Annotated in this window: 21 protein-coding genes; 12 read left to right on the top strand and 9 right to left on the bottom strand. The window is 72.6% G+C overall.

What is annotated here, in order from left to right; translation table 11 throughout:
• The first annotated feature begins 217 nt into the window (after positions 1–217).
• The 6 genes from nagA (at position 218) to LX83_RS04855 (ending at position 6,584) form a co-directional block, all read left to right on the top strand.
• Positions 218–1,372: an N-acetylglucosamine-6-phosphate deacetylase gene (gene nagA / locus LX83_RS04830; RefSeq protein ID WP_253767464.1), complete on the top strand. Its 1,155-nt coding sequence runs from the start codon at positions 218–220 to the stop codon at positions 1,370–1,372.
• Positions 1,373–1,843: 471 nt separating this feature from the next.
• Positions 1,844–2,476: a lytic polysaccharide monooxygenase auxiliary activity family 9 protein gene (locus LX83_RS04835; protein WP_253767466.1), complete on the top strand. Its 633-nt coding sequence runs from the start codon at positions 1,844–1,846 to the stop codon at positions 2,474–2,476.
• Between the two features lie 153 nt (positions 2,477–2,629).
• Positions 2,630–3,196 (top strand): hemerythrin domain-containing protein, encoded by a 567-nt coding sequence (locus tag LX83_RS04840; protein ID WP_253767468.1) that lies wholly within the window; start codon positions 2,630–2,632, stop codon positions 3,194–3,196.
• Entirely contained in the window at positions 3,197–3,697 is a 501-nt protein-coding gene (locus LX83_RS04845) for a DUF6098 family protein (RefSeq protein ID WP_253767470.1), read from the top strand.
• Between the two features lie 150 nt (positions 3,698–3,847).
• Positions 3,848–4,924 carry an NAD-dependent epimerase/dehydratase family protein gene (locus tag LX83_RS04850; protein WP_253767473.1) on the top strand — a complete coding sequence of 359 codons (1,077 nt, stop codon included), beginning with the start codon at positions 3,848–3,850 and terminating at the stop codon, positions 4,922–4,924.
• A 67-nt stretch (positions 4,925–4,991) separates the two neighbouring features.
• The gene (locus LX83_RS04855) at positions 4,992–6,584 is read left to right on the top strand and encodes a phytoene desaturase family protein (protein ID WP_253767475.1); all 1,593 of its coding nucleotides are present in this window, start codon (positions 4,992–4,994) and stop codon (positions 6,582–6,584) included.
• A 60-nt stretch (positions 6,585–6,644) separates the two neighbouring features.
• Here LX83_RS04855 and LX83_RS04860 read toward each other — a convergent pair whose 3' ends face one another.
• Positions 6,645–7,091, bottom strand: a complete 447-nt coding sequence (locus LX83_RS04860; RefSeq protein WP_253767476.1) for an SRPBCC family protein — start codon at positions 7,089–7,091, stop codon at positions 6,645–6,647.
• 44 nt (positions 7,092–7,135) lie between these two features.
• The gene (locus tag LX83_RS04865; protein WP_253767478.1) at positions 7,136–7,843 is read right to left on the bottom strand and encodes a hypothetical protein; all 708 of its coding nucleotides are present in this window, start codon (positions 7,841–7,843) and stop codon (positions 7,136–7,138) included.
• A 289-nt stretch (positions 7,844–8,132) separates the two neighbouring features.
• On the opposite strand from LX83_RS04865, the gene ctaD reads away from it, so the two are divergent.
• Entirely contained in the window at positions 8,133–9,866 is a 1,734-nt protein-coding gene (gene ctaD, locus LX83_RS04870; RefSeq protein WP_253767915.1) for an aa3-type cytochrome oxidase subunit I, read from the top strand.
• Positions 9,867–9,927: 61 nt separating this feature from the next.
• Here ctaD and LX83_RS04875 read toward each other — a convergent pair whose 3' ends face one another.
• The 5 genes from LX83_RS04875 to LX83_RS04895 form a co-directional block, all read right to left on the bottom strand.
• Positions 9,928–10,320 carry a PPOX class F420-dependent oxidoreductase gene (locus LX83_RS04875; protein ID WP_253767480.1) on the bottom strand — a complete coding sequence of 131 codons (393 nt, stop codon included), beginning with the start codon at positions 10,318–10,320 and terminating at the stop codon, positions 9,928–9,930.
• 25 nt (positions 10,321–10,345) lie between these two features.
• Entirely contained in the window at positions 10,346–10,687 is a 342-nt protein-coding gene (locus LX83_RS04880) for a DUF3140 domain-containing protein (protein ID WP_253767482.1), read from the bottom strand.
• Between the two features lie 148 nt (positions 10,688–10,835).
• The gene (locus LX83_RS04885; protein ID WP_253767484.1) at positions 10,836–11,300 is read right to left on the bottom strand and encodes a DUF1579 family protein; all 465 of its coding nucleotides are present in this window, start codon (positions 11,298–11,300) and stop codon (positions 10,836–10,838) included.
• Positions 11,301–11,385: 85 nt separating this feature from the next.
• Positions 11,386–12,582: a S1 family peptidase gene (locus LX83_RS04890; RefSeq protein WP_253767486.1), complete on the bottom strand. Its 1,197-nt coding sequence runs from the start codon at positions 12,580–12,582 to the stop codon at positions 11,386–11,388.
• A 380-nt stretch (positions 12,583–12,962) separates the two neighbouring features.
• Complete coding sequence (locus tag LX83_RS04895; RefSeq protein WP_253767488.1) at positions 12,963–13,532, bottom strand: TetR/AcrR family transcriptional regulator; 570 nt, start codon at positions 13,530–13,532, stop codon at positions 12,963–12,965.
• 495 nt (positions 13,533–14,027) lie between these two features.
• Between LX83_RS04895 and LX83_RS04900 the strand changes: the two genes are divergently transcribed.
• The 3 genes from LX83_RS04900 (at position 14,028) to LX83_RS04910 (ending at position 17,418) form a co-directional block, all read left to right on the top strand.
• Positions 14,028–15,362: a UDP-glucose dehydrogenase family protein gene (locus tag LX83_RS04900; protein WP_253767490.1), complete on the top strand. Its 1,335-nt coding sequence runs from the start codon at positions 14,028–14,030 to the stop codon at positions 15,360–15,362.
• Between the two features lie 183 nt (positions 15,363–15,545).
• Complete coding sequence (locus tag LX83_RS04905; RefSeq protein ID WP_253767492.1) at positions 15,546–16,730, top strand: glycosyltransferase; 1,185 nt, start codon at positions 15,546–15,548, stop codon at positions 16,728–16,730.
• Between the two features lie 109 nt (positions 16,731–16,839).
• Positions 16,840–17,418: a type 1 glutamine amidotransferase domain-containing protein gene (locus LX83_RS04910; RefSeq protein WP_253767494.1), complete on the top strand. Its 579-nt coding sequence runs from the start codon at positions 16,840–16,842 to the stop codon at positions 17,416–17,418.
• 129 nt (positions 17,419–17,547) lie between these two features.
• On the opposite strand, the gene LX83_RS04915 is transcribed toward LX83_RS04910, so the two are convergent.
• Positions 17,548–20,457, bottom strand: a complete 2,910-nt coding sequence (locus LX83_RS04915; RefSeq protein ID WP_253767496.1) for an FAD-binding and (Fe-S)-binding domain-containing protein — start codon at positions 20,455–20,457, stop codon at positions 17,548–17,550.
• Positions 20,458–20,580: 123 nt separating this feature from the next.
• Here LX83_RS04915 and LX83_RS04920 point away from each other — a divergent pair, with 123 nt between their 5' ends.
• Together LX83_RS04920 and LX83_RS04925 are read left to right on the top strand one after the other, a co-directional pair.
• Complete coding sequence (locus LX83_RS04920) at positions 20,581–22,374, top strand: thiamine pyrophosphate-requiring protein (protein ID WP_253767498.1); 1,794 nt, start codon at positions 20,581–20,583, stop codon at positions 22,372–22,374.
• Positions 22,375–22,392: 18 nt separating this feature from the next.
• Positions 22,393–23,277: a DUF72 domain-containing protein gene (locus tag LX83_RS04925; RefSeq protein ID WP_253767500.1), complete on the top strand. Its 885-nt coding sequence runs from the start codon at positions 22,393–22,395 to the stop codon at positions 23,275–23,277.
• 31 nt (positions 23,278–23,308) lie between these two features.
• On the opposite strand, the gene LX83_RS04930 is transcribed toward LX83_RS04925, so the two are convergent.
• Positions 23,309–25,153, bottom strand: coding sequence for a gamma-glutamyltransferase family protein (locus LX83_RS04930; protein ID WP_253767502.1), 1,845 nt, complete (start codon positions 25,151–25,153; stop codon positions 23,309–23,311).
• Positions 25,154–25,209: the final 56 nt, after the last annotated feature.

The raw sequence follows: 25,209 nt of genomic DNA on the forward strand, positions 1-25,209 counted from the left end.
GGCGCGTCCCGTCTGGTGAATTTCTTACCATGATCTCATGTGTCTCAAGATTCGATAACAACAACTCGTGATACAGCTCTGAGCTGCGTGGACAGTACTGTCTTGGCAGGGGAACTACCCGATGGCGGGTTTCACGTCGCCGCTGACGTGGTGTAGACCAATGGCAGGGATCAGAGCCAGGCAGTGAGGTCGCTGGCCGGGACGTGGTGGAGACGACATGACGACGGGCGGACGGGTGGAGACGACGTTGACCGGGGCGCGGGTGGTGACGCCCGACGGTGTCCTGGAATCCGGCTGGGTGCGGGTGCGGGACGGGTTGATCCAGGACGTGGGTGCCGGCCAGCCGCCCGAGGGCGCGGTCGTGGACGTGGCCGGCGCCTGGGTGGTGCCCGGGTTCGTCGACATCCACTGCCACGGCGGGGGCGGTGCCGCGTTCACCAACACCCACGTGGACTCGGTGCGCACGGCCGTGGCCGCCCACCGCAGGCGCGGCACCACCACGATCGTGGCCAGCCTGGTGTCCCGGCCGGTGGCCGAGCTGGCCGAGCAGATCGCGGCGCTGGCCGAACTGACCGAGGAGGGCCTGGTCGCCGGGGTGCACCTGGAGGGGCCGTTCCTGTCGGCCGCCCGGTGCGGCGCGCACGATCCCGCCATTCTGTGCCCGCCGGACACCGAGTCGGTGGCCCGGTTGCTCGCGGCCGGGCGCGGTGCGGTGCGCATGGTGACGCTGGCACCGGAACTGGACGGCGCGGTGGCCGCGGTGCGCCAGCTGGTGGACAACGGGGTGGTGGCGGCGGTCGGGCACACCGACGCCACCGAGGCGCAGGTCCGGCCGGCGGTGGACGCGGGCGCGACCGTGGCCACCCACCTGTTCAACGGCATGCGCCCGCTGCACCACCGCGAGCCGGGGCCGGTGGGCTCGCTGCTCGACGACGAGCGGGTCACCGTGGAACTCATCTGCGACCTGGTGCACCTGCACCCGACCGTGGTCCGGCTGGCCGCACAGCACGCCGGCGCCGGGCGGGTGGTGCTGATCACCGACGCGATCGCGGCGGCCGGGGCCGGTGACGGCACCTACGACATCGGCGGGCTGGAGGTCACCGTGACCAACGGGGTGCCCACGCTGGCCGGCAGCGACGCGCTGGCCGGCAGCTCGCTGACCATGGACGTGGCCTTCCGCAACCTGGTGCGCCACTGCGGCCTGAGCGTGCCCGAGGCGGTGACCGCCACCGCCGCCCGGCCCGCGGCCGTGCTCGGGGTGGCCGACCGCGTGGGGGCGCTGCGGGCCGGGCTGGCGGCCGACCTGGTGGTGCTGGACGAGGACCTGCGGGTGCGGGACGTGATGGCCGGCGGGGTGTGGGTGAAGGACTGAGCCGGGGGCGCTGACCGGCCGGGCCTGTGCGGCGGCGGGCTGGTGGTCCGCGCGCCTGGTGGGAGTTGGCGCGGCCGGTTCTGGCCCCGGGGCGGCCGGCATTCCGGTGAGCCGACTTCCCGGGCTATTCACACCGGGGGCGAACCGCGTTACAGTCGGGAGGGTCACTTCTGGGAGCGCTCCCAACGCGGTCGGTGTCGGCCTGCCGAGCCGCGCGGCGACGCGCGGGAAGGAGGCGATGCCGCGACCGCCGGTGTGCTGGCCGCCCGGCCGGTACCACGAGCCGAAACGATCAACGCTGGTGTCTGACGACTACGACAGCTGGTTACTGCACGGGCGCGGTGGTGGCCTGCCGTCACCGACCCGACGGCGGGCCGTAGTTGATCGAAGGGAAGTACCGTGAGGATACGACGGAGTATCGCTTTCACCGGGACTGCCGTCCTGTCGGCCCTGTTCATGCTCCTGCTCAACGTGAGCCCCGCCTCCGCGCACGGCGCGATGATGAAGCCGGGCAGCCGCACCTACCTGTGCTGGAAGGACGGGCGCTCGCAGTACGGCAACATCATTCCGATCAACCCGGCCTGTGGTGCCGCGCAGGCCAAGGGCGGCGACAACGCCTTCTACAACTGGTTCAGCGTGTTGCGTTCGGACGGTGACGGCCGCACCCGCGGCTTCATCCCGGATGGACAGTTGTGCAGCGGTGGCAACTCGACCTTCACCGGTTTCGACCAGCCCCGCACCGACTGGCCGCTCACCCACCTGACCGCGGGCGCCACCTTCAACTGGTCCTACAACGCCTGGGCGGCCCACCCCGGCTGGTTCTACATGTACGTCACCAAGGACGGGTTCAACCCCAGCAAGACCCTGACCTGGAACGACCTTGAGGACCAGCCCTTCCTCAGCGCCGACCACCCGCCGCTGAGCGGCTCGGTCGGCAGCGAGAGCGCCCAGTACACCTGGACCGGCAAGCTGCCCAGCAACAAGAGCGGCCAGCACATCATCTACTCGGTGTGGAAGCGCTCGGACAGCAAGGAGACCTTCTACGGCTGCTCCGACGTGGTCTTCGACGGTGGCAGCGGTCAGGTGACCGGCGTCAACCGCTGAGCCGGCCGATCACCACCGCACAACCAGGACAGCCAGAACCCGGTCCGCGCCGGCCGCACCCCCGTCCGCCTGCCGGTCGGGACGGGAACTGGTTAACCCCTGGTCTGCTCGGGTAACCGCACAGGGGTATCCGAGCAGACCAGGGGAATCACCATGACCGACAGGCACTCCACGGAGTCCGAAGAGGACGTCATCGCCCTGCTGACCAGACAGCACCAGGAGTTGCGCGCCCTGTTCAGGGAGTTGGACACGGCCACCGGTGCGCAGCGCGCCGAGACGTTCCGCCAGCTGGTACGGCTGCTCGTGGTGCACGAGACCGCCGAGGAGGAGGTCGTGCACCCGGTGGCCAGGCGGGCGGCCGGCGGCGCGGCCATTGTGGACGCCCGCGTCGGCGAGGAGGTCCGGGCCAAGAAGCTGTTGGGCACCCTCACCGAACTGGGGCCGGATGCCGAGGGCTTTGACAGCCTGCTGATCCAGTTGCGCGAGGACGTGCTGGCCCACTCCAGGCACGAGGAGCAGGAGGAGTTCCCCAGGCTGCGCGCGCAGTGCGACGAGGAGAAGCTGCGGCGGATGGCCGGGGTGGTGCGGGCCGCCGAGGCCGCCGCCCCCACCCGGCCGCACCTGGGGCCGGCCCGCCCGACCGGCAACGTGCTGGTCGCCACCCCGCTGGCGCTGGTGGAGCGGGTTCGGGAACTGCTGCGCCGGGCAATGGGGCACTGAATGCGCGGGACGGATGAGCCCCCCGAGCGGGGCGGGTACGACCTCGACACCATCGGCACCCTGGACGAACTGGCCGACCTGGTCTCCACGGCCGGCACCGACGAGGCCCTGTACCTGCGCTGGTCCAAGGGACCGGACGTGGACCTGGCCGCGCACGGCGGTGAACAGTCCAGTCGGGACGGTCTCACCGGCATCCCCCTGCCCGGACTGTCGGCCAACCCGCTGCAGGTCGAGCCGTGGTGGGGCGACCGGCCAGTCCGGCTGTGGGTGGCCCGCCGGCTGCACGACTACCGGCACCTCCGCGAGTTGCGCGGGCCCGGGGTGGCGCCGTGGGTGCTGGCCGGTGAGGAAGTCGCCCGCGGCCCGGACAACGAGCCGCTGGTGGTCTGCCACCGGCCCGTCGCCTGGGTCGCCGAGTCAGCGCTGCGCGAGTGCGAGCGGGTGGTCGCCGACGAGCGGGGCGCGGCGGAGTGGGGGCCGCTGGACCGCAGGAGCGGCTGAACCAGGACCCCGCCCCGGCCACCCCTGCCCGCCTCGTCCAGCACGGGTTGACCTGACCGGCTGAGCGCGCCGGGTGCTGGTCCGTCCACTGTGGTCGATCCGGTTCCGGGTGGTGGAACCTCCGCCTGTCCGCCGAGAGGAGTCGACCAGATGAAGGTCGTGGTGACCGGAGCCACCGGCAGCATCGGAACCGCGTTCGTCCGGCTGGCCCGGGCGCTGCCGTGGCAGGTCGTCGGCCTGGCCAGGCGCACCCCCACCGCGGACACCGGCGAGCACGCCGGAGTGTCCTGGGTGAGCTGCGAACTCGGGGCGCCCGATGCCGAGGACCGGCTGCGCGCGGTGTTCGCCGACGCGGCCGCGGTGGTGCACCTGGCCTGGGCGATCCAGCCGCGCCGCGGTGATCCGCCCATGCGCCGGACCAACATCCGCGGCACCCGCCAGGTGCTGCACGCCGCTGCCCTGGCCGGGGTGCCGCACGTGGTGTGCGCGTCCTCGGTCGCCGCGTACACGCCGGGCAACCGCTGGCAGCGGGTGGACGAGAACTGGCCGCTGGGCGGTATCCCGGACAGCGCCTACAGCCGGGGCAAGGCCGAGCTGGAGCAGCTGCTGGACGGCTTCGCCCTGGCCCACCCTCGCGTGCGGCTGGCCAGGATCCGGCCGGCCGCGGTGGTGCAGCACGACGCCGGCGGTCAGATCCTGCGGTGGACGCTCAGCCCGCTGGTGCCGCCCGGCCTGGTGGGGCGGTCGTGGCTGCCCGTGCCGGTGTGGCCGGGGCTGCGCGCGCAGATCGTGCACGCCGACGACGTCGCCGAGGCGTTGCGGCTGATCGTGGCCAATCGGGTGGCCGGGCAGTTCAACCTGGCCGCGGAGCCGGTGCTCGGCGCGGACCAGCTCGCCCGGCTGCTCGGCGGGTTCCCGGTGCCGCTGCCCCGTGCGGTGTGGGCGGCACTGGCCTGGCCGAGCTGGCGGGTCGGCGTGCAACCGGCCCACCCGGGCTGGCTGGCCCTGGCCGACCGGGCGTGTCTGGTCACCACCTCGCGGGCGCGCGAGGTGCTGGACTGGCGGCCCCGCCACGACGCGGTGCGCGCCCTGGCCGACCTGGTCGCGGGCATGGCCAGGGGCGCGGGCACCGCCACCGGGGCGTTGGCCCCGCTCGACCACACCGGCCTGACCGAGCGGGTCCGCGGGATGCGCCTCGGTCGGCCCAGCCACCAGTCCCAGCGCTGACCACCAGCCCGGCGGCCGGTGCCAGCTCGTGCGAGAGTGGGCGGGACAGCCGATCAAGGGGGATGAGTTGAGCGTCGAGACCGTTGACGCCGTGGTGGTCGGGGCCGGGCAGAACGGCCTGGTCGCGGCCAACGTCCTGGCCGACGCCGGCTGGGACGTGCTGGTGCTGGAGGCGGCGGACGTCCCCGGCGGCTCGGTGGCCAGCGCCGAGATCACCGCGCCGGGTTTCCGCAGCGACCTGTGCAGCGCGTTCTACCCGCTCGGCGTGGCCTCACCCGTGTTCGCCGAACTCGACCTGGGCGACTACGGGCTGCGCTGGCGGCGCGCGCCCGCGGTGCTGGCGCACGTGCTGCCCGACCAGCGGGTCGCCGTGGTGTGGCCGGACGCCGAGCGCACCGCCGAGTCGGTGGCCGCCTTCGCCCCGGCTGACGCGGCTGCCTGGCAGGCCGAGGTGGCCGACTGGCAGCGGCTGCGCACCGACCTGCTGGACGCCCTGCTGCGTCCGTTCCCGCCGGTGCGCGCCGGGGCTCGGCTGCTGCGCCGGGTGGGCACGGCCGACGCGCTGCGCCTGGTGCGCCGGCTCACCCTGTCGGTGCGGCGGCTGGGGGAGGAGCGCTTCGCCGGGGCGGGCGCACGCCTGCTGTACGCGGGCAACGCGCTGCACACCGATCTCGGTCCGGATGTCGCGGGCAGTGCCGCGTTCGGCTGGCTGCTGGCCATGCTCGCCCAGGACGTCGGCTTTCCCGTGCCCGAGGGCGGCGCGGACCAGATCACCGGCGCGTTGCTGCGCCGGCTCACCGCGCGCGGCGGCCGGGTGGAGTGCGGCCGGCGGGTCAGCGAGGTGCTGGTGGCCGGCGGGCGGGCGCTCGGCGTGCGGGACGCGGCCGGGCAACCGGTGCGGGCCAGGCACGCGGTGCTGGCCGACGTGCCGGCCCCGGCCCTGTACCGGGAGCTGGTGGCCGCCCACCACCTGCCGGCGCGGCTGCTCGCCGACCTGGACGGGTTCCAGTGGGACAACTCGACCATCAAGGTGGACTGGGCGCTGTCCACGCCCATTCCCTGGCTGGACGAGCGGGTCGGCCGCTCGGCCGTGGTGCACCTGGGCACCGACCTGGACGGGCTGAGCACGTTCAGCGCCGAGCTGACCAACAAGACCGTGCCCCGCGACCCGTTCGTCATCCTGGGGCAGATGACCACCAGCGACCCGTCCCGCTCGCCCGAGGGCACCGAGGTGGTGTGGGCCTACACCCACGTCCCCCGGGGCATCCGCTGGAGCGGCGACGACCTGCGCCGCGCCGCCGACCGGCTGGAACAGGTGATCCAGCGGCACGCGCCCGGCTTCACCGACCGCGTGCTGGCCCGCAGCGTGCAGGGGCCGGCCGACCTGGAGGGGCACAACCGGAGCCTGGTGGAGGGTGCGATCAACGCGGGCACCGCCGCGATCCACCAGCAGCTGGTGCTGCGCCCGGTTCCGGGGCTGGGCCGCGCGGACACCCCGGTGGACCGGTTGTTCCTGGCCAGCGCGTCAGCGCACCCCGGAGGCGGGGTGCACGGGGCCTGCGGGGCCAACGCCGCCAGGGCCGCACTGGCCAGGGCCGGACTGGGCGGGGCGGCGTACGCCGCGGCCGTCCGGGCCGCGCACCGCCTGATCTACTCCTGATCCGGTCTGCTCCTGACCGGGCGCGGCGGCGCGGCCTGACGGCCTGACCGGGCGCGGGCGTCAGGCGGGGGACTGCTTGCGCACGGCCAGGCTGGCCAGGCGCGCGAGCGCCTCGGTGTTGCGGGGCCGCAGCAGCACCTCCTGCACCACCCGGGGCAGCAGCCGGGCTGGTGCGTGCACGAACTCCTCACCCATGACCACCCGGGTGGTGTTGGTGCCCACCGGCTCCAGGGTGAGCACCACCCGGGCCGCGCCGAACGGCCACATGCCCGCCTGCAACTCCAGGCAGCGCCCCGGTTCCACGCCGCGGACCACGGTCACGTCCCGCACCTGCAGCGGCCAGGGGCCGATGCTGTGGTGGATGCGCGAGCCCAGGGTGGGCCACTCGGCGTCCACCTCCCGGATGTGGGAGGCGCCCACCACCCACCCGGCGTAGGACCAGCCGTCGGCGAGCACGGCGAAGACCTGGTTCGGCGGAGCCTGGACCACGCGACTGACCTCGATCACCTGGCTACCCCTTTCCGCTGACTGCCCTGACTGCGGTTCCCCCGTCAGCGGGGTGGCAAACGCCGGCGGCGCCGGTTGGCGCGGCGACGGGCGTGCTGGCCGCCGCCACCCCGGGTCGCAAACCGCCGGCGGCGGGCGTCGAGCACGCGGCGCGCCCGGCAGGCGGCCGGGCTGTGCAGGAGCAGCAGGTGTTCCTGGTCCAGGGTGGGGTGGCCCTCGGCCATGGCCTGTTCCGCCTCGGCCAACTCGTCCAGGCTGAGCCCGGGTGCCGGGGCGGCGAGCCGGCCCGGCCAGTCGGCGCCGCCGGTGGGGTCGGGGGAGCGGCGGTAGGGGCTGTCCGCCGGCAGACACCCGCTGATCCGGCCGTAGGTGCCCAGCCCGAGCAGCACGGTGCCGCAGGCGGCGACCGTCAGCGGCGACACCAGTGCGGCGGCGTTGCCCGGGGTCTGGTCGAGCAGCACGATGCGCAGCACACCGGCGACCACGGACCCCAGGCCGACCAGACCCAGCGCGGTGGACGCCCACGTGCCGCCGACCTGCGCCGAGGCCAACAACACCAGTCCCGCCACCAGCACGGGCAGCGCCGGCAGCCAGCGGCCGGCCGGTGCCTCGCTGAGCCGCATGACGTCCCCGCAGGTCAGCGCCAGCCCAAGGGCGACAACCAGCACACCTGTGGTGGTCGCGGCGCGGCGGTGGAACACCAGCAGCCGGTGGTCGCCGAGGTGATCCCCAGGGCGTTCGTTCGCTCGCAAGGTCCACGCCCCTTTCCGGGCAGGCCGCCCACGGGCACCCGCCGTCGCGCCGAGGGCGCTGGCGCGTTCGGCACAGTGCGTCCACTGTGGGAGTCCACTGTGGTCCGTTTCCTCGCGCCCGCCGACCCGGCTTCACTCGATCGGGTTCTCCCGCTGCGGGAACGGCCGTGCTGGGTCAGGCTGTAGCCGATCCGGCGCCCGCGCGCCCGCGGGGCCGGTGCTCACCGGTGGTGATGTGGAGGAAACCGTGACGCTCACCCGGACGCCCGTCGAGTTGCGCGCCACCTCGATGCACCGGCAACCCAAGGGCGCGCGGCTGTTGCGGCTGCTGCACACCACCGACCACAAGCAGATCGGCATCCTCTACCTGACGACCTCGTTCGGGTTCTTCGTCGTCGGCGGGGCCATGGCGCTGCTGATGCGCACCGAGCTGGCCAGACCGGGACTGCAGTTCCTGTCCAACGAGCAGTACAACCAGCTGTTCACCATGCACGGCGCGATCATGCTGCTGCTCTACGCCACGCCCAACGTGTTCGGCTTCGCCAACTTCGTGCTGCCGCTGCAGATCGGCTCGCCCGACGTGGCGTTCCCCCGGCTGAACGCGTTCGCCTACTGGCTGTACCTGTTCGGCGGGCTGATCGTGCTCTCCGGGTTCCTCACCCCGGGCGGCGCGGCCGACTTCGGCTGGTTCGCCTACACCCCGCTCTCGGACGGCCGGTTCTCGCCGGGACCGGGTGCCAACCTGTGGGTGATGGGGCTGGTGATCAGCGGTCTCGGCACGATCCTCGGCGCGGTCAACATGATCACCACGGTGGTGTGCCTGCGCGCCCCGGGGATGACCATGTTCCGCATGCCGATCTTCACGTGGAACATCCTGGTCACCAGCATCCTGGTGATTCTGGTGTTCCCGCTGTTCACCGCCGCGCTGATGGGCCTGGCCGCGGACCGCAACCTCGGCGCGCACGTGTTCGACCCGGCCAACGGCGGCACCATCCTGTGGCAGCACCTGTTCTGGTTCTTCGGCCACCCCGAGGTCTACATCGTGGCGCTGCCCTACTTCGGGATCGTCTCCGAGGTCTTCCCGGTGTTCAGCCGCAAGCCGCTGTTCGGCTACAAAGGACTGATCTACGCGACGATCGCGATCGCCGGGTTGTCGATGACGGTGTGGGCGCACCACATGTTCGCCACCGGCGCGGTGCTGCTGCCGTTCTTCTCGTTCATGACCTTCCTCATCGCGGTGCCCACCGGCATCAAGTTCTTCAACTGGATCGGCACGATGTGGAAGGGGCAGTTGACGTTCGAGACGCCCATGCTGTGGGCGCTGGGCTTCCTGGTCACCTTCCTGCTCGGCGGGCTGACCGGGATCCTGCTCGCCTCACCGCCGCTGGACTTCCACGTCACCGACACCTACTTCGTGGTGGCGCACTTCCACTACGTGCTGTTCGGCACGATCGTGTTCGCCACGTTCTCCGGGATCTACTTCTGGTTTCCCAAGATCACCGGCCGGATGATGGACGAGCCACTGGGCAAGCTGCACTTCTGGCTGACGTTCCTGGGCTTCCACGGCACGTTCCTGGTGCAGCACTGGCTGGGCAACGAGGGGATGCCCCGGCGCTACGTCGACTACCTGCCCACCGACGGGTTCACCGCGCTGAACACCATCTCCACGGTCGGCTCGTACGTGCTGGGCGCGTCCACGCTGCCGTTCATCTGGAACGTCGTGCGCAGCTACCGGTTCGGTGAGCTGGCCGGTGTGGACGATCCCTGGGGGGCGGGCAACTCGCTGGAGTGGGCCACGTCCTGTCCGCCGCCGAGGCACAACTTCACCGAGCTGCCCCGGATCCGCTCCGAGCGGCCGGCGTTCGAGCTGCACTACCCGCACATGGCCGAGCAGATGCGGGTGGAGTCGCACGTGGGGTGGGGACGGCGGGAGCGGATGGGCCCGGCGGCACCCTCCGAGGTGCTGGCCGCCACCATGCAGGAGGACGAGCGCGGCAGCAGCGGCGATCCCCGGGGCAGGTGATCCGCGAGGCGGGTGGGGGTGCCGGTGCCCGAGGCGGACACCGGCACCGGACCGCTCCCGCTCACTGCTTGCTGGTGTGCTCCGGTCGCACGTGGACGACGACCCGGTGTTCGCCCGGCTGGGCCCAGGGGTACACGTCCTCGTTGAGGTACTTCTTGGTCATCTTGTTGATGAACGCGTTGTCGGCGTCGTCCTCGATCCGGTCAACCCGGCCCCGCACCTCCAGGTAGCGGTGCGGCTCGTCCGGGTCGTGCACGGAGATGGCGATCCTGTTGTCCCGCTTGAGGTTGCGGTACTTCTGCCGACCGGTCGTCTGGCTGAACTTGAGGAACTCGCCGTCCCAGTCGATCCACACCGGACTCGACTGGGGTTCGCCGTTCGGGCCGATCGTGGCCACGTGGGCGAAGGCGCGTTTGGTCAGGATGCCCTCGCGGTCCTCGGGTAGTACCGACACGACAGCACTCCTCTCGGTCTCCCACTCAGCGCGGTGCCTTCAACGGGTCGTGGCCCAGCGACATCAGCCGGTGCCGCCAGTGGGCCTGGCCGGCGGTGGGTTCGAGGTCGTCCCGCCGCTCCGCGCGCACCCGGTCGACGACCTTGCGCATCACGTGCAGGTCGCCCGGGTTGAGGTCGGTCTTGCGCTTGCCGAGGATGTGCAGCACCTGCTGGCCGGTGGGGCTGCCGGCCTCGTCGGGGAACGCCTCGGTGTCCGGGGCGGCCGACTGGGTCCGCAGCCAGTCCTCCAGTTCGTGCGAGGACATGTTCACCACCCGGTGGAACTCGTCCCACAGCTCGTCGACGTCGTCCACGGTCTCGGCCATTCCGCAGCCCTCCTCTCCGGGGCCGGCGCCGCTGCCGCGACCGACGGCGCCGCGCCCGGACACCGGCCCGCCTGGCATTGCCTGCCCTGGGCTACCCAGCGTCGCCGGAGGGAAACCCGCCGGTTCTCGGCCGCGCCAGCGGTGGGGTTCAGCCCACGCGGCCGTAGCTGGCCCGCATGAACGGGACGAACTCGGCGGAATCGCCCATGCGGATGTCGATGTGGTGGCGCAGGTGGTCGTCGGACAGGGTGAACACGTGCTTGGCCACGCCGCGTGGGGTGGTCTTGGTGAGGATCAGGCTGTCCTCCTGCCAGCCGCCCCTGGCCGGCGCGTCCGGCGGGTAGCCGTAGCTGTCGAAGCCGTACCAGAGCGTGTCGCCGGTGGTCGGGTCGACGGTGAACACCCCGTGGCCGACCAGGCCGCCCCCGTCGGAGCGGCGCTGCTGGTACTCCTGGATCACGGCGAACCCGTTCAGCCCGACGCGGTAGCTGACCTCGGCGGTGGCGGTGGTCGCCGCCGCCCACGGTGAGGCGGCCAGTTCCTCCTCGCCGGCCCAACGACCGACCAGGGCGGTCAGCGCCTGGTGCGCCGGCCCGAGTCGCGGTGTGTCCATGTCGCACCCTCCACTGTGGCTGGAATCGACCACAGTGGAGGGTAGTTGTCGTCGCGGGGCCGGCGGCAATCGCCCGCCGTGCGGATCAGCCGGTGGTCAGCAGGGTGAGGCCGTAGGCGGAGAGGATCTCGTTGACCGGCTGGAAGAAGGTGGTCCCACCGGAGGTGCAGTTGCCCGAGCCGCCAGAGGTCACGCCCTGAGCCTGGTTGGCGCTGATCCAGGAGCCCCCGGAGTCACCCGGTTCCGCGCACACGTTCGTCTGGGTCAGTCCGGTGACCGCCCCCTGGGCGTAGTTGACCGTCTGGTCCTTGGCCTGCACCGTGCCGCACCACATGCCGGTGGTGGCGCCGGAGCGGCAGATGGACGCGCCCACCACCGCCTCGGCCGAGCCGTAGACGTAGTAGTAGTACCCGTCGTAGCCGTAGACGTAGCCGTACGGGCTGGCGCCGGCCGCGGCCCGCACGTAGGAGTAGTCGCCGGCGCCGGGGAACACCGAGCCCGCGAACGTGCCCAGTGCCGCGTCCTCGACGTCGGTGGCGCTGTCCCCGACCGCGCCGCAGTGCCCGGCCGAGACGAACCCGGTGGACACGGCGAACCCGATCGAGCACCGGGAGGAGTTGTTGATGAAGTACGGGTAGGCGCCGACGATGTCGGCGTAGGTGCGGGGCGAGTCGGCGGACTCGGTCACCCGCGCGCTGCCGCCGGACAGCGCGACCGCCCTGGCGACGAAGTCGGTGGTGGCGGCATCGGCCTTGGTGGGGTTGACCGAGAGCACCACGCTGTTGCTCGGCACGTCCACGTACCAGCCGTTCACCCCGGCCGGCGCGGCCCGGCCGGCCAGCGCGTCGATCGCGTTCTTCACGCCGGTCAACTCGGCCAGGCTGTGCTCGGCGGTCCTGATCTCCACGTCGACCCCGCGCAGCCCGCCGGCCTTGGCCGTGCTGGCCGTCCCGGTCGTGTGGACGACCAGCCGTCCGCTGGCCGCGTCGAACCAGGAACCGGCGTAGCCGGCGCCCAGGGCCTGCTCGGCGATGTGCTCCGCCTGGGTCGCGGCGGCCTCCTGGGCCAGCCGCTGGTCCACCTGGGCCCGGGTCAGGCCCAGGTCGCGCTGCATGGCACCGGCCAGGGCGGCGGTGATCGTGGGGGTGGTGCTCCTGGGCGCGGTGGCGGCCGGGGCGGACTCGGTCGCGGCCGGAGCGGCGGTCGCGGGCAGGCCGGCGGCCAGCACCGTGGCGGCGAACAGCGCGGTGCTGGCGACGTGAACCACAAGTCTTCGACGCATCGAGTTGCTCCACGAGGTGTCGGGAAAGTCCGGAAAAGCGGATCCGAACAGGAGAACCGAGTGCAGTGCTCATTGGTCCAACGGAAAGAGGCGGTGCTCGGCAGGTGTGCGGCACCGCCGTCCGGATGAACAATTCGCAGAATAGTCGTGGCCGTCGGACGGTGGGCCCGCCGTTCGGCGCAATTCAGGGTGCGACTGAATTTGTTGTCCGGGCTGCGTGAGTTCCGTGCGCGTCGAGGCGGGGAAGCGTTTCGCCGGTCGCTTCCCCTGCGGTTCGCGGTGATGAACTCGATCGGCGATTCCCGCTGACGTGACCGGTGTCGGTGCTGGGCCGGGCCCGCCGGGCGGGCGGGCGTCCGGGGCGTCGGCGTCGACCGGGGTCAGTCGTGGTCGTACAGCAGGGCCGCGGTTACCCGCCGGACGCATCGGTCGGCCTGTTCGGCCGTGGCCGAGCAGAGCGCGGGCGTGCCGACGACCGAGCGCAGGAACCCGATCCCGATCAGCCAGGCGGCCAGCAGCTCCGCGCGCAGTTCCGGTTCGGGGCCGGCGAGCCGGGTGGCGAACGTGTCGGTGAAGTCCTGGCGGATCAGCTCGCGCAGCCGCTGGCGGGTCTCGTCGTGGCTGGCGGACTGGAGCATGGCCAGCAGGGCGCTGCCGTCCGGGCGGCGCTCGTTCTGGAAGAGGTGTCGCAGCATGCGGTCGGCGACGGCGTCCAGCGGTGCGGACAGGAAGCTGGCGATGCCTGCCGAGTGGGCGGCGACTTCCTCGAACAGTGCGTCCTTGGAACCGAAGTAGCGGTAGACCAGTGCCTGGTTCACCCCGACGTCGGCAGCGATGTCCCGAACGCTGGTGTGATCATAACCATCTTGCGCGAACCGCAGTGTCGCGGCGGCCAGCAGCGCTGACCGGGTCGCGGCGGCGTCACGTTTGCGGCGTGGCGCGCTGGTCACGGCCGGTTCGGCCGGTGTGGGCGCCGCGTCGTGGGCAGGACATCCAGTCGTGGGCTTGCTTCGATCCAGGGGGTTCAACCCGATCACCGCCTAAGTAATCCTGTGTTGACTTGACTCTCCGCAACTCGCTACCGTCGGATAAGTAATCCACCGTTGACTTCATCCGACCGCACCGCCTGGCCTGGGGCAACCTGGCAGGTCACGCGGACGGGAAGGGTCTCACCTTGACGTCGTCGCTGTCTCCACGGCCACCGCACGTGTTCCACCGGCCGTCGGGACCGGAGTGGCAGCGGTCGGGGCAGGCGGTCAGTGCCGACGACAGCCGCGCCGATGCGCTGAACGTTTCTCCTTGATCTGCACGACCCGGAATCGGGTGTGTTCTCGGCGGGGCGGCTGCCGGATTTCCGTCGCGTTTTCCGGTCGCGGTCGCGGACATTCTCGAAGCCGGTGTGGTTGTTGGGCTGATGGACAAATCGAAAGGAACGGGGTGACCGCGTGTACCGGTATGACATCGCCGTGATCGGCACCGGATACGTCGGGTTGACCACGGGCGCCTGCCTGTCCTCACTGGGGCACCGCGTGCTGTGCGCGGACGTGGATGCCAGAAAGGTGGAGCAGCTCTCCCGGGGCGAGGTGCGAATTCTCGAACCCGGCCTCGCGGAACTGGTCCGCGAGGGCCTTGCCGCCGGCCGGCTGGGGTTCGTGCTCGGCGCCGCCAACGCGGTCCGCGACGCGGACGTGGTGTTCCTGTGCGTGCCGACCCCGATGGGCGAGGGCGGGGCGGCCGACCTGGCCGCGGTGGAGTCGGTCGTCGAAGAGGTGCGCGACCTCCTGCCCCCGGGATGCGTGCTGGTCAACAAGTCCACCGTGCCGGTGGGCACGGCCGAGCGCGTGGCGGAGCTGATCGGCCGGCCGGACGTGTCCGTGGTGAGCAACCCCGAGTTCCTCCGGGAGGGCTCGGCCGTGCACGACTTCCTCAACCCGGACCGGATCGTGGTCGGCGCCCAGTCCCCGGCCGCCGCCGAACGGGTCGCCGCGCTCTACGCCCGGCTGGGCGCGCCGACCGTGCTCACCGACGCGGCCAGCGCCGAACTGGTCAAGTACGCGGCCAACTGCTTCCTGGCCACCAAGCTGTCCTACGTCAACGCCATGGCCGAGCTGTGCGAGCGGGTCGGGGCGAACATCGGTGACGTCACCGAGGGGATGGGCTACGACCGCCGGATCGGCCAGGCGTTCCTGCAACCGGGACCCGGCTGGGGCGGGTCCTGCCTGCCCAAGGACACCCAGGCGCTGTTGCAGGTCGCCGAGTCGGTTGGCTTCGACTTCACCCTGCTGCGCGCGACCACCGACAGCAACGCGCGCCAGCGGGAACGCATGGTGGACAAGATCGCGCACGCCTGCGTCGGGCCGCACGGCTCGCTGCGGGGTGTGCGGCTCGGCCTGCTGGGCCTGACCTTCAAGGCCGGCACCAACGACCTGCGCGACTCACCCGCGCTCGCCGTCGCCACCCTGCTGCGCGAACAGGGCGCCGAACTGGTCGCCTACGACCCGGCGCTGTCCGTGCACCAGGCGGAACTCACCGAGGTCGTGCGCCTGCTCGACGAGCCGTACGCGGTGGCGGAGGGCGCCGCCGGCCTGGTGCTGCTCACCGAGTGGCCCGAGTTCCGCGCGCTGGACTGGGGCAGGATGGCCAACCTGCTGGCCGGGCGCGTCGTGGTCGACACGCGCAACCACCTCGACCCGGACGTGCTGTCCCGTGCCGGCCTGTCCTGGCACGGCCTGGGTAACCAGCCGGTCGTGCCGGCGTCGTCGGTGCGGGTGCCCGCCTGAACCACCACCGTGGCCGGGGCGGCCGGTGCCGGGCGCGACCAGGCCGACCGCCGACCACTCCCACCGTCCGCCCGCAGCGTGGCGGGAAGATCACGAGCAGCCGTCACATCGATCCGGAATGAAAGGTTCTTGACTGTGCGTGTTTTGTGCAGCGTCACGGGATCGCCCTCGCACGCCAGGGCGATGCTTCCACTGGCCCGGGCCCTCGCCGAGGCGGGACACGAGGTTCTGGTGGCCGCGCCCTCGGCGTTGGAGTCGGTTTTCGCGAACGAACCCGTGCGGGTGCGCAGCGTCATTCCCGACATGGTGGAACAGCTGCGGCACCGGATGGAGCAGGGCGGTAGTCCCGTGCCACCGGATTTCGATCCCGCCAGCTTCGACATGAGGCAGATGGCCGTGATGATGGTGGCCGGCCCCCAGGTCACCGAGAACTACCGGTTGTTACTGCCGCTCGCGCAGGAGTTCGGCCCGGATCTGGTGCTGCGGGACGGCGGTGAACTGGCCGTCTCCCTGGTCGCCGAGACACTCGGGATTCCGCACCTGTCGGTGCCGTCGGGAATGGGGAACGCCGTCGACCCCGCGCTCGTGCTGCCGGCGCTCAACGAGCGCCGGGCCGAGGTGGGGCTGCCGACCAGCGACGACCCGTACTCGATCTACCGGTACGGCCGGATCGACTGCATGCCGCCGCGCTTCTCCTTCGCCGTGGACCCGCACCCGGAGCCGTTCGCCTACCGCCAGCCGGCCACGGTGGCGCGGGATGAGGTGCTGCCCGAGTGGCTGGCCGAACTGCCGGCCGACCGCCCACTGGTGATCGCGGCCATCGGCACCGCCCTGCCCCTGGTCCAGAGCCTCAACCTCGGCGTTGATCAGCTGCCACCCCAGTTGGCCGGCCTTTTCAACACCGAGCGGACCATGGCCGCGATCGTCGCCGGACTGTCCGCTGTGGACTGCACGGCCGTGGTGGCCACCGCGGGCTTCCCCGTGCCCGAGGAGCTGGTCGGGGACAACGTCCGGCTGGTGGACCGGTTCCCGCAGCCCCTGCTGTTGCAGTGCGCGCAGTTGTTCCTGACCCACGGCGGCTACAACAGCGTCCGCGAATCCGTGGGCGCTGGCGTGCCCATGGCGGTGCTGCCGCAGTTCGGTGACCAGCCGCACAACGCCGACCGGGTGCAGGAACTCGGGTTGGGCGCCCGCGTGGCCGAGGCCAGCGCCGAGGAGATCGCACGCACCTGCACCCGGCTGCTGGCGGACGCCTCGGTCACGGCACGGGCGCGCCAGGCCCAGCGGCAGATGCTCGCGCTGCCGCCGATCCAGGCCGCCGTGGCCGACCTGGAGCGACTGTGCGCCGGCCAGGTCGCCGCGGTCTGACCGCCGCCCGTCGGGCCGGTGTCGTGGTGGTCGGTCGGGCCGAGGTTTGAACCGGGGGGCTGCCGGACAACCAACGGGCGGATGTCCGAGGAGAGGATGGAGAGGAGCAATGGCAGGACGCATTGACGGCAAGCGCGTCGCGTTCCTCGCGGCCGACGGAGTCGAGCAGGTCGAACTCGACCGGCCCTGGCAGGCCGTGCGGGAGGCCGGCGGCCAGCCCGAGCTGGTGTCCCTCAAGGAGGGCACCATCCAGGCGTTCAACCACCTCGACAAGGGCGACCAGCGCCGCGTGGACGCCACGGTCGGCCAGGCCGACCCCGACTCCTACGACGCCCTGGTGCTGCCGGGTGGGGTGGCTAACCCCGACTTCCTGCGCACCGATCCCCAGGCGGTGGAGTTCGCCAGGAGCTTCTTCAAGGCGGGCAAGCCGGTGGCCGCGATCTGCCACGCGCCGTGGACGCTGGTCGAGGCGGACGTGGTCCGGGACCGCACCCTGACCTCGTGGCCGAGCCTGCGGACGGATCTGCGCAACGCCGGCGCCAACTGGGTGGACCGGGAAGTCGTCACCGACAAGGGGCTGGTGACCAGCCGCAAACCCGACGACCTCGACGCCTTCTGCGCCAAGATGGTCGAGGAGATCGCCGAGGGAGTGCACGCGGACCAGCGCCGCTCCGTGCACGCCCACTGACCGGAAGCGGGCAGCGGCCCTCCGGCCCTCGCCCCCGGCTCCACCGCCGAGCGGCACCGCGGTGGAGCCGGGGGCGTTCTCGGCTGTTCCACCCGGCGGGCACACCGTCCACAGTGGCCGGGGCCGGGTTCAGCGCTGTCCAGCCAGCGCGGCGGCGAGCACCTGCGCCAGGTGCAGCGGTGTCCGGCCGATGCCGGCGTGCTCGATCTGGGTGCGGCAGCTGAAGCCGTCGGCCAGCACCAGGTCGTGCTGGTCCGCCTGGCGCAGCCGGGGCAGCAGCCGATCCTCGGCGCACGCCATGGACACCTCGTAGTGGCCCTGCTCGAACCCGAAGTTGCCGGCCAGCCCGCAGCAGCCCGCGTCGAGCACGTCCACGGCCACCCCGCACGCGGTGAGCAGGGCCACGTCGGCCTGGAAACCGAGCACGGCGTGCTGGTGGCAGTGCGGCTGGGCGATGGCGTGCCGGTTCAGCGGTGCGGGCCGCCAGTCCGGGGCGCGCTCCCGCAGCACCTCGGCCAGGGTGCGGGTCTGCCGGGCCAGCCGGTCGGCGTCCGCGTCGTCGGGCAGCAGCTCCGGCAGGTCGGCGCGGAACACCGCCGCGCAGCTCGGCTCCAGCACCACGACCGGGACCCCGCGGCGCAACTGGGGGCGCAGCACCCGCAGCGCGCGCCGGAGGGCCTGGCGGGCCACGCGCAGCTGGCCGGTGGAGATCCAGGTCAGTCCACAGCAGACGCTCGGCCCGGGAACGGTGACGGCGAACCCGGCGTCGGCCAGCACCGCGACCGCGGCCCGGCCCACCTCGGGTTGGAAGTGGTTGGTGAAGGTGTCCGGCCACAGCACGACCTCCGCCCGACCCGGTCCGCTCGGGACGTCCCGGCAGCCCTGGGCGCCGAACCAGGTGGTGAACGGCTGCGTGGCGAACCGGGGCAGGGTGCGCTGTGCGGCGACGCCGGCGGCCGCCTTGACCAGGTGGGCCAGCCCGGGCGCGTGGGTGAGCGCGTTGACCGCCCTCGGGGCCGCCTCGGCCAGGCGGGCCCACACCGGCACCCAGCCCAGCGAGTAGTGCGAGCGCGGCCGGAGCCGACCGGCGTAGTGGTGGGCCAGGAACTCCGCCTTGTAGGTGGCCATGTCCACGGTGACCGGACAGTCGCTGCGGCACCCCTTGCAGGCCAGGCACAGGTCCAGGGCGTCGCGCACGGCCGTGGACCGCCACCCGTCGGTGATGACCTCACCGCGCAGCATCTCGTCCAGCAGGCGGGCGCGGCCCCGGGTGGAGTGCTCCTCCTCACCGGTGACCCGGTAGCTCGGGCACATCACGCCGCTGCCGTGCCCCCGGCACCTGCCCACGCCCACGCAGCGCGCCGCGGCCGCGCCGAAGCGGTGCCCGTGCTGGCGGTAGGCGAAGAACGTGCGGGGCTCCCACGGCCGGGAAACGGGCGCCTCCCGCAGGTCCTCGTCCAACCGGCGCGGCCGCACCACCCTACCGGGGTTCATCCGGTCATCCGGATCGAACACCGCCTTGACCTCGCCGAACGCCTGGATGATCCGGTCGGGGAACATCAGCGGCAGCAGCTCCGACCGGGCCTGGCCGTCGCCGTGCTCACCGGACAGCGACCCGCCGTGGGCGACCACCAGCGCGGCGCTCTCGGTGACGAATCGCCGGTAGGTGGCGATGCCCGACGCCGAGGCGAGGTCGAAGGGGATGCGGCTGTGCACGCACCCCTGGCCGAAGTGGCCGTACAGCGCGGTGGCGCCGTAGCCGTAGCCGTCCAGCAGGGCGGCGAACTCACGCAGGTACGCGCCGAGCCGGTCGGGCGCGACCGCGGCGTCCTCCCACCCCTCGTGGGTGGCCGGGCCCTCGGGCGGGTAGGCGGTCAGGCCGAGGCCCGTCTCCCTGGCCCGCCACAGCCGATCCCGGCTCGCCGGGTCCAGCACGACGGCACCGGGCGGCGCGGGCAGGCGCCGCAGTTCCCGGCACAGCCGGGCCGCGCGCTGGGCCGCCTCGTCCGGTGAGTCGCCGGCGAACTCCACCATCAGCCAGCCCCCGCCCTCGGGCAGCTCGCCGACGACCGGCGCGGTCAGCTGGCCACCCAGGCGCAGCAGCCGGCTGTCCAGTCCCTCCACCGCCACGGGCCGGTGCGGCAGCACCGCGGGCACGGCGTCGGCGGCCCGGAACACGTCGGGAAAGCCCAGCACCACCAGTGCGGTGGCGGCCGGCCGAGGCACCAGGCTGATCTCCGCCCGCAGCACGGTCACCAGCGTGCCCTCGCTGCCCACCAGGGCACGCGCGAGGTGGAAGTGCCGCTCGGGCAGCAGTTCGTCCAGGTTGTAGCCGGACACGCGGCGCGGGATGGCCGGGAAGCCGGTCCGGATGTCGGCCAGGTGGTGGTCCCGCAGCCGCCGCAGCCGCTGGTACATCTCGGCCGCGCGGCCACCCCCGGCCAGCACCCGCTGGTAGTGCGCGTCATCGGTCGCACCGACCCACAGGCGCAGCCCGTCGTAAGTGAGCACCTCCAGGCGCTGCACCGAGTCGACCATCTTGCCGTAGGCCTGCGCGGTGGCGCCGCAGGAGTTGTTGCCGATCATCCCGCCCAGCGTGCAGCTGGCGTGGCTGGCCGGCCTTGGCCCCACCATCAGCCCGTGGCGGGCCAGCCGGTCGTTGAGCGCGTCCAGGCCGATGCCCGGCTCGACCACGGCGGTGCGGGCCGCCACGTCCACCGAGTCCAGCCGGTGGCAGTACTTGGACCAGTCCAGCACGACCGCGGTGTTGCAGCACTGGCCCGCCAGGCTGGTCCCGCCGCCCCGGGAGAGCACGGGCACGTCGTGCTCCCGGCACACCGCCACGGCCTGGTGCGCGTCGTCCACCGAGACCGGCAGCACCACGCCGAGCGGCACCCGTCGGTAGTTCGACGCGTCGGTCGCGTAGGCGGCCAGCGTGCCCCGGTCGAACCGGACCTCGCCGCGCACCCGCGCGCGCAGCGCCTCGGCCAGCCCGGCGAGCTGGCCGGCTCCGGTGGGTGCCGGGAACGCAGTGACCATGCCGCCTCCCGCGGCGCTGGTGAGGTGTCGAGGCGGTCGGCGCCGCCGACGGTGGTGAGGTGTCGGCGCCGCCGACGCTGGGTAGCCCGTCACTGGAGTGCCCGAGGAACCTGGGAGGAAAACATGGCCGAAACCGTCGCCGACTACGTTCTCCAGCGGCTGCGCGACTGGCAGGTGCAACAGGTCTTCGCCTATCCCGGGGACGGCATCAACGGTCTGGTGGCCGCGTTCGGCAAGGCGCACAACAAGCCCAGGTTCGTGCAGGCCAGGCACGAGGAGATGGCCGCGTTCGAGGCGGTCGGCTACGCGAAGTTCAGCGGCAGGGTCGGCGTGTGCATGGCCACCTCGGGGCCGGGCGCCATCCACCTGCTCAACGGGCTCTACGACGCCAAGCTCGACCACGTGCCCGTGGTGGCCATCGTCGGTCAGACCGCCCGCACCGCCATCGGCGGCAGCTACCAGCAGGAGGTCGACCTCAAGGCGCTGTTCAAGGACGTGGCCAGCGAGTACCTGGTCGAGGTCGACGTGGCCGAGCAGCTGCCCAACGCGCTGGACCGGGCCATCCGCACCGCCGAGGCCCGGCGCGCGCCCACCGCGCTGATCATCCCCAACGACCTGCAGGAGGAGCCCTACAAGCCGCCGCAGCACACGTTCAAGCACGTGCCGTCCAGCCCGCCGAGCCACCCGTGGTCCACGTCCGTGCCGGCCGAGGAGGAGATCCGGCGGGCGGCCGACGTGATCAACGCGGGCAGCCGGGTGGCCATCCTGGTGGGGCAGGGCGCCAGGGGCGCGGCCGACGAGGTCAGGCAGCTGGCCGAGCTGACCGGTGCGGGCGTGGCCAAGGCGTTGCTGGGCAAGGACGTGCTGCCCGACGACCTGCCGTACGTGACCGGTGCGATCGGGCTGCTGGGCACCCGGCCCAGCTGGGAGCTGATGGTGGGGTGCGACACCCTGCTGATCATCGGCTCGAACTTCCCCTACTCCCAGTTCCTCCCGGAGTTCGGCAAGGCGCGGGGCGTGCAGATCGACGTGGACGGCAGCTTCATCGGCATGCGCTATCCCACCGAGGTGAACCTGGTCGGGGACGCCGGGGCGACGGTGCGCGCGCTGCTGCCGCTGGTGCACCGCAAGACCGACCGCTCGTGGCGGGAACGCGTCGAGAGCAACGTGGCCGCCTGGTGGTCCACAATGGAGAAACAGGCCATGGTGGAGGCCAACCCGGTCAACCCCATGCGGATCGTGTGGGAGCTGTCCGCGCGCATCCCGGACAACGCCATCGTCACGGCCGACTCGGGTTCGGCGGCCAACTGGTACGCGCGTCACCTGAAGATGCGCGGCCAGATGCGCGGCTCGCTGTCCGGGACCCTGGCCACCATGGGGCCGGGCGTGCCGTACGCGATCGGTGCCAAGTTCGCCCACCCGAACCGGCCGGTGGTGGCCCTGGTCGGCGACGGAGCCATGCAGATGAACGGCCTGGCCGAGCTGATCACCATGACCCGCTACCAGGCACTGTGGACGGATCCGCGCTGCGTGGTGTGCGTGCTGCACAACAACGACCTCAACCAGGTGACCTGGGAGCTGCGGGCCATGGGCGGGGCGCCGAAGTTCGAGGAGTCCCAGGTGCTGCCCGACGTCAACTACGCCGAGTTCGCCAGGAGCCTCGGCCTGACCGGGATCGCCGTGGACAGCGCCGACCAGCTCGGGGCGGCCTGGGACGAGGCGCTCAACGCCGACCGGCCGGCCGTGCTGGACGTGCGCTGCGACCCCGAGGTGCCGCCGATCCCGCCGCACGCCACCTTCGAGCAGGTCAAGTCCGCGGCCGAGGCGGTGCTCAAGGGCGACCCCGAGGCGTGGCACATGGTGGTGGAGGGCGCCAAGGTCAAGATGCGGGAGTTCCTGCCGGGCAGGTCGCGATGAGGTCGGCCGCCGCGTGCCATGGGTGAGGTGCTGGTCGGCACGGCCTCGTGGACCGACCGCACCCTGGTGGAGTCGGGGTGGTACCCGGCCGGGGTGAAGTCCCCGGCCGACCGGCTGGCCTACTACGCCAGCCAGTTCCCGCTCGTGGAGGTCGACTCCACCTACTACGCCCCGCCGGCCGAGCACACCGCCCGGCTGTGGGCGGAGCGGACCCCACCGCGGTTCACCTTCAACATCAAGGCCTTCTCGCTGTTCACCCACCACCCCACCAAGCCGTCCGCGCTGCCGGTGGAGTTGCGGCCGGACCGCGCCGAGTCCGACCGGGGCCGCAACCTCTACCTGCGCGACGTGGCGCCGACCGTGGTCGATGAGCTGTGGCGGCGGTTCCTGTCCGCGCTGCGCCCACTGGCGGAGGCGGGCAAACTCGGCGCGATCCTGCTGCAGTTCCCGCAGTGGTTCCCGATCAGCGGGCAGCACAAGAAGTACATTGTGGACTGTCAGCGGCGGTGCGACCCGGTACCGGTGTGCGTGGAGTTCCGCAACCACACCTGGATGAGCGAGCGCAACCAGCACGAGACACTGGACTTCCTCAGCGACCACGGGTTGCCCTACGTCAGCGTGGACATGCCGCAGGGCCACCCCACCTCCATCCCGCCGGTGCTGGCCGCCACCGCCGAGCTGGCCGTGGTCCGGTTCCACGGCCACTCCGCGGAGTGGACCAGCCACGACATCCACCGCAGGTTCGGCTACCGCTACAGCGGCGCGGAACTGGCCGAGTGGGCGCCGAGGATCCGGGAACTCGCCGAGAACGCCGCCACCACCCACGTGCTGATGAACAACTGCTACCGCGACTACGCCCAGACCAACGCGCAGCAGCTGGCCCACCTGCTCGACGCGGGCTGACCCCGTCTGACCCCGTCTCCGCCCGGACCCGCTACCCGCCGAGGGCGGTGCCGTCGCGGCGGGGGTCGGCCGCGCCGAGCAGGGTCTGCCCGGTCACCTCGACCGCGGCCAGGCCGCTGCGCAGCGGCACGGCCCGCGCGCACGGGTGGTTCCGAGCGGTGAGCGCGGCCAGCAGCGGCTGGGTCAGCCCGGTGCCGGCCTCCACGTCCGAGGCCACGTCCGCGCTGCCGCCGCAGTCGGCCACCCTGGTCTGCCCGCTGACGTGCGGGGCGCTGATCGCGGCGAGCGGACTCCGGCCGTAGCCGAGCACGCCGAGCACGGTCTGGGCCACGTAGTCGGGGATGGGGCCACCACCGGCGGCGCCGACGACCAGGCGCGGCTGACCCGCCCGGTCGAACACGATGGTGGGGGCGATGGAGGTGCGCGGCCGCTTGGTCGGCGCCATCGCGTTCACCTCGGCGCCCTCGGCGCTGAAGTTCGTGGCCACGTTGTTCAGCACGATGCCCCTGGCCAGCACCCGGGACCCGAAGTTGAGGTTCACCGTGGTGGTCATGGCCAGCGCGTCGCCCCTGGCGTCGACCACGCTGATCTGACTGGTGGTGTCGCCGCCGCCGGCCGCGTCCACGGCCACCCGCGCGGGCGCGCCGTCCGGGTGGCCGGGCAGCACGGGGTGGTTGGCGGAGTCGGGGCTGATCAGCGCCGCGCGGGCGGCCAGGTAACCGGGGTCGGTCAGCCCGGCGACCGGAACCGGCTCCACGTCCGGGTCGCCGACGTGGGCCCGGGAGTCCACCCCGGCCAGCCGGCTCGCCTCCACCACCAGGTGCGCGTACTCGGCCGAGTCCGGCGCGAAGCCGGTGACGCCCCGTGCCTGTGCCATGGCGAGCAGGGCGGTCAGCGTCAGCCCGCCGGTGGCCGGGGGCGGCGCGGTGCACAGGGTGTGCGCCAGCACGGCGGTGCACACCGGGTCGCGCCGCACCGCGCGGTAGGCGGCGAAGTCGGCCACGGTCAGCAGGCTGGGAATCACGGCAGGACCGTGCTCGTCCGCGGTCGCGTCGAACGCGCCGGCGTGCAACCGGCGGACGATGGCCGGCGCGATGTCACCGGTGGGTGAGTAGAAGGCGGCGGCACCACCGTCCCGCACCTCCCGCAGCACCCCGGCCAGCTCCGGGTTGCGCACCCGCGCGCCCACCGGCTTGGGCTGGTCCCCGTCGCAGAACAGCGCCCGCAGGTCGGGATAGGCGCAGCTGGGGGTGACCGTGCTGGCGTTGGCCAGCACGTCGTGCAGGTAGGGCGCCACGGGGAAGCCCGCGTCGGCCAGGGTGATGGCGGTGTCGAACAGCGACCGCCACGGCCGGCTGCCGTGCTCGCGGTGGGCCAACTCCAGCGCGGCCAGGGTGCCGGGCACGCCCACCGCCCGCGCCGAGTGGTCCACGCCGCTGTCGAACTCGGCGACGCCGTAGCGCCGCTGTTCCCACGCGGTCGGCACGCCCAGCCCGGCGGTGACCCGCCGGCCCGACTCGGCCAGCCCGTCGTAGACCCGGGTGGTCCGGGTGGCGGCGTCGTAGTGGGTGAGCAGCGACCCGCCGCCGAGGCCGGAGGACTGCGGCTCCACGACCGCGAGGACGGCCTGCACGGCGACGGCCGCGTCCACGGCCGAGCCGCCGGCGAGCAGCACCTGGCAGCCGGCCAGCACCGCGGCGGGGTTGGCCGCGGCCACCATGACGTGCCGGCCCGGCCCCGGCTGACAGCTCCGCGCCGGCGCCGCCGTGCCGGCTGGTGCCGCCGTGCCCGCTGGTGCCGTCGTGACCAGCGCGAGCAGTGCCGCCAGCACGGCGAGGACGCGGACCGGCCAGGCTCTGCTCGTTCGCCAGCTCATGGGGGGAGCTAACCGAACACCCGGCCGCTCCGCCACCCCTGACCGGTTGGCGTCCC

The organism is Goodfellowiella coeruleoviolacea, from assembly GCF_024171785.1.
GTDB classification, from domain to species: Bacteria; Actinomycetota; Actinomycetes; order Mycobacteriales; family Pseudonocardiaceae; genus Goodfellowiella; species Goodfellowiella coeruleoviolacea.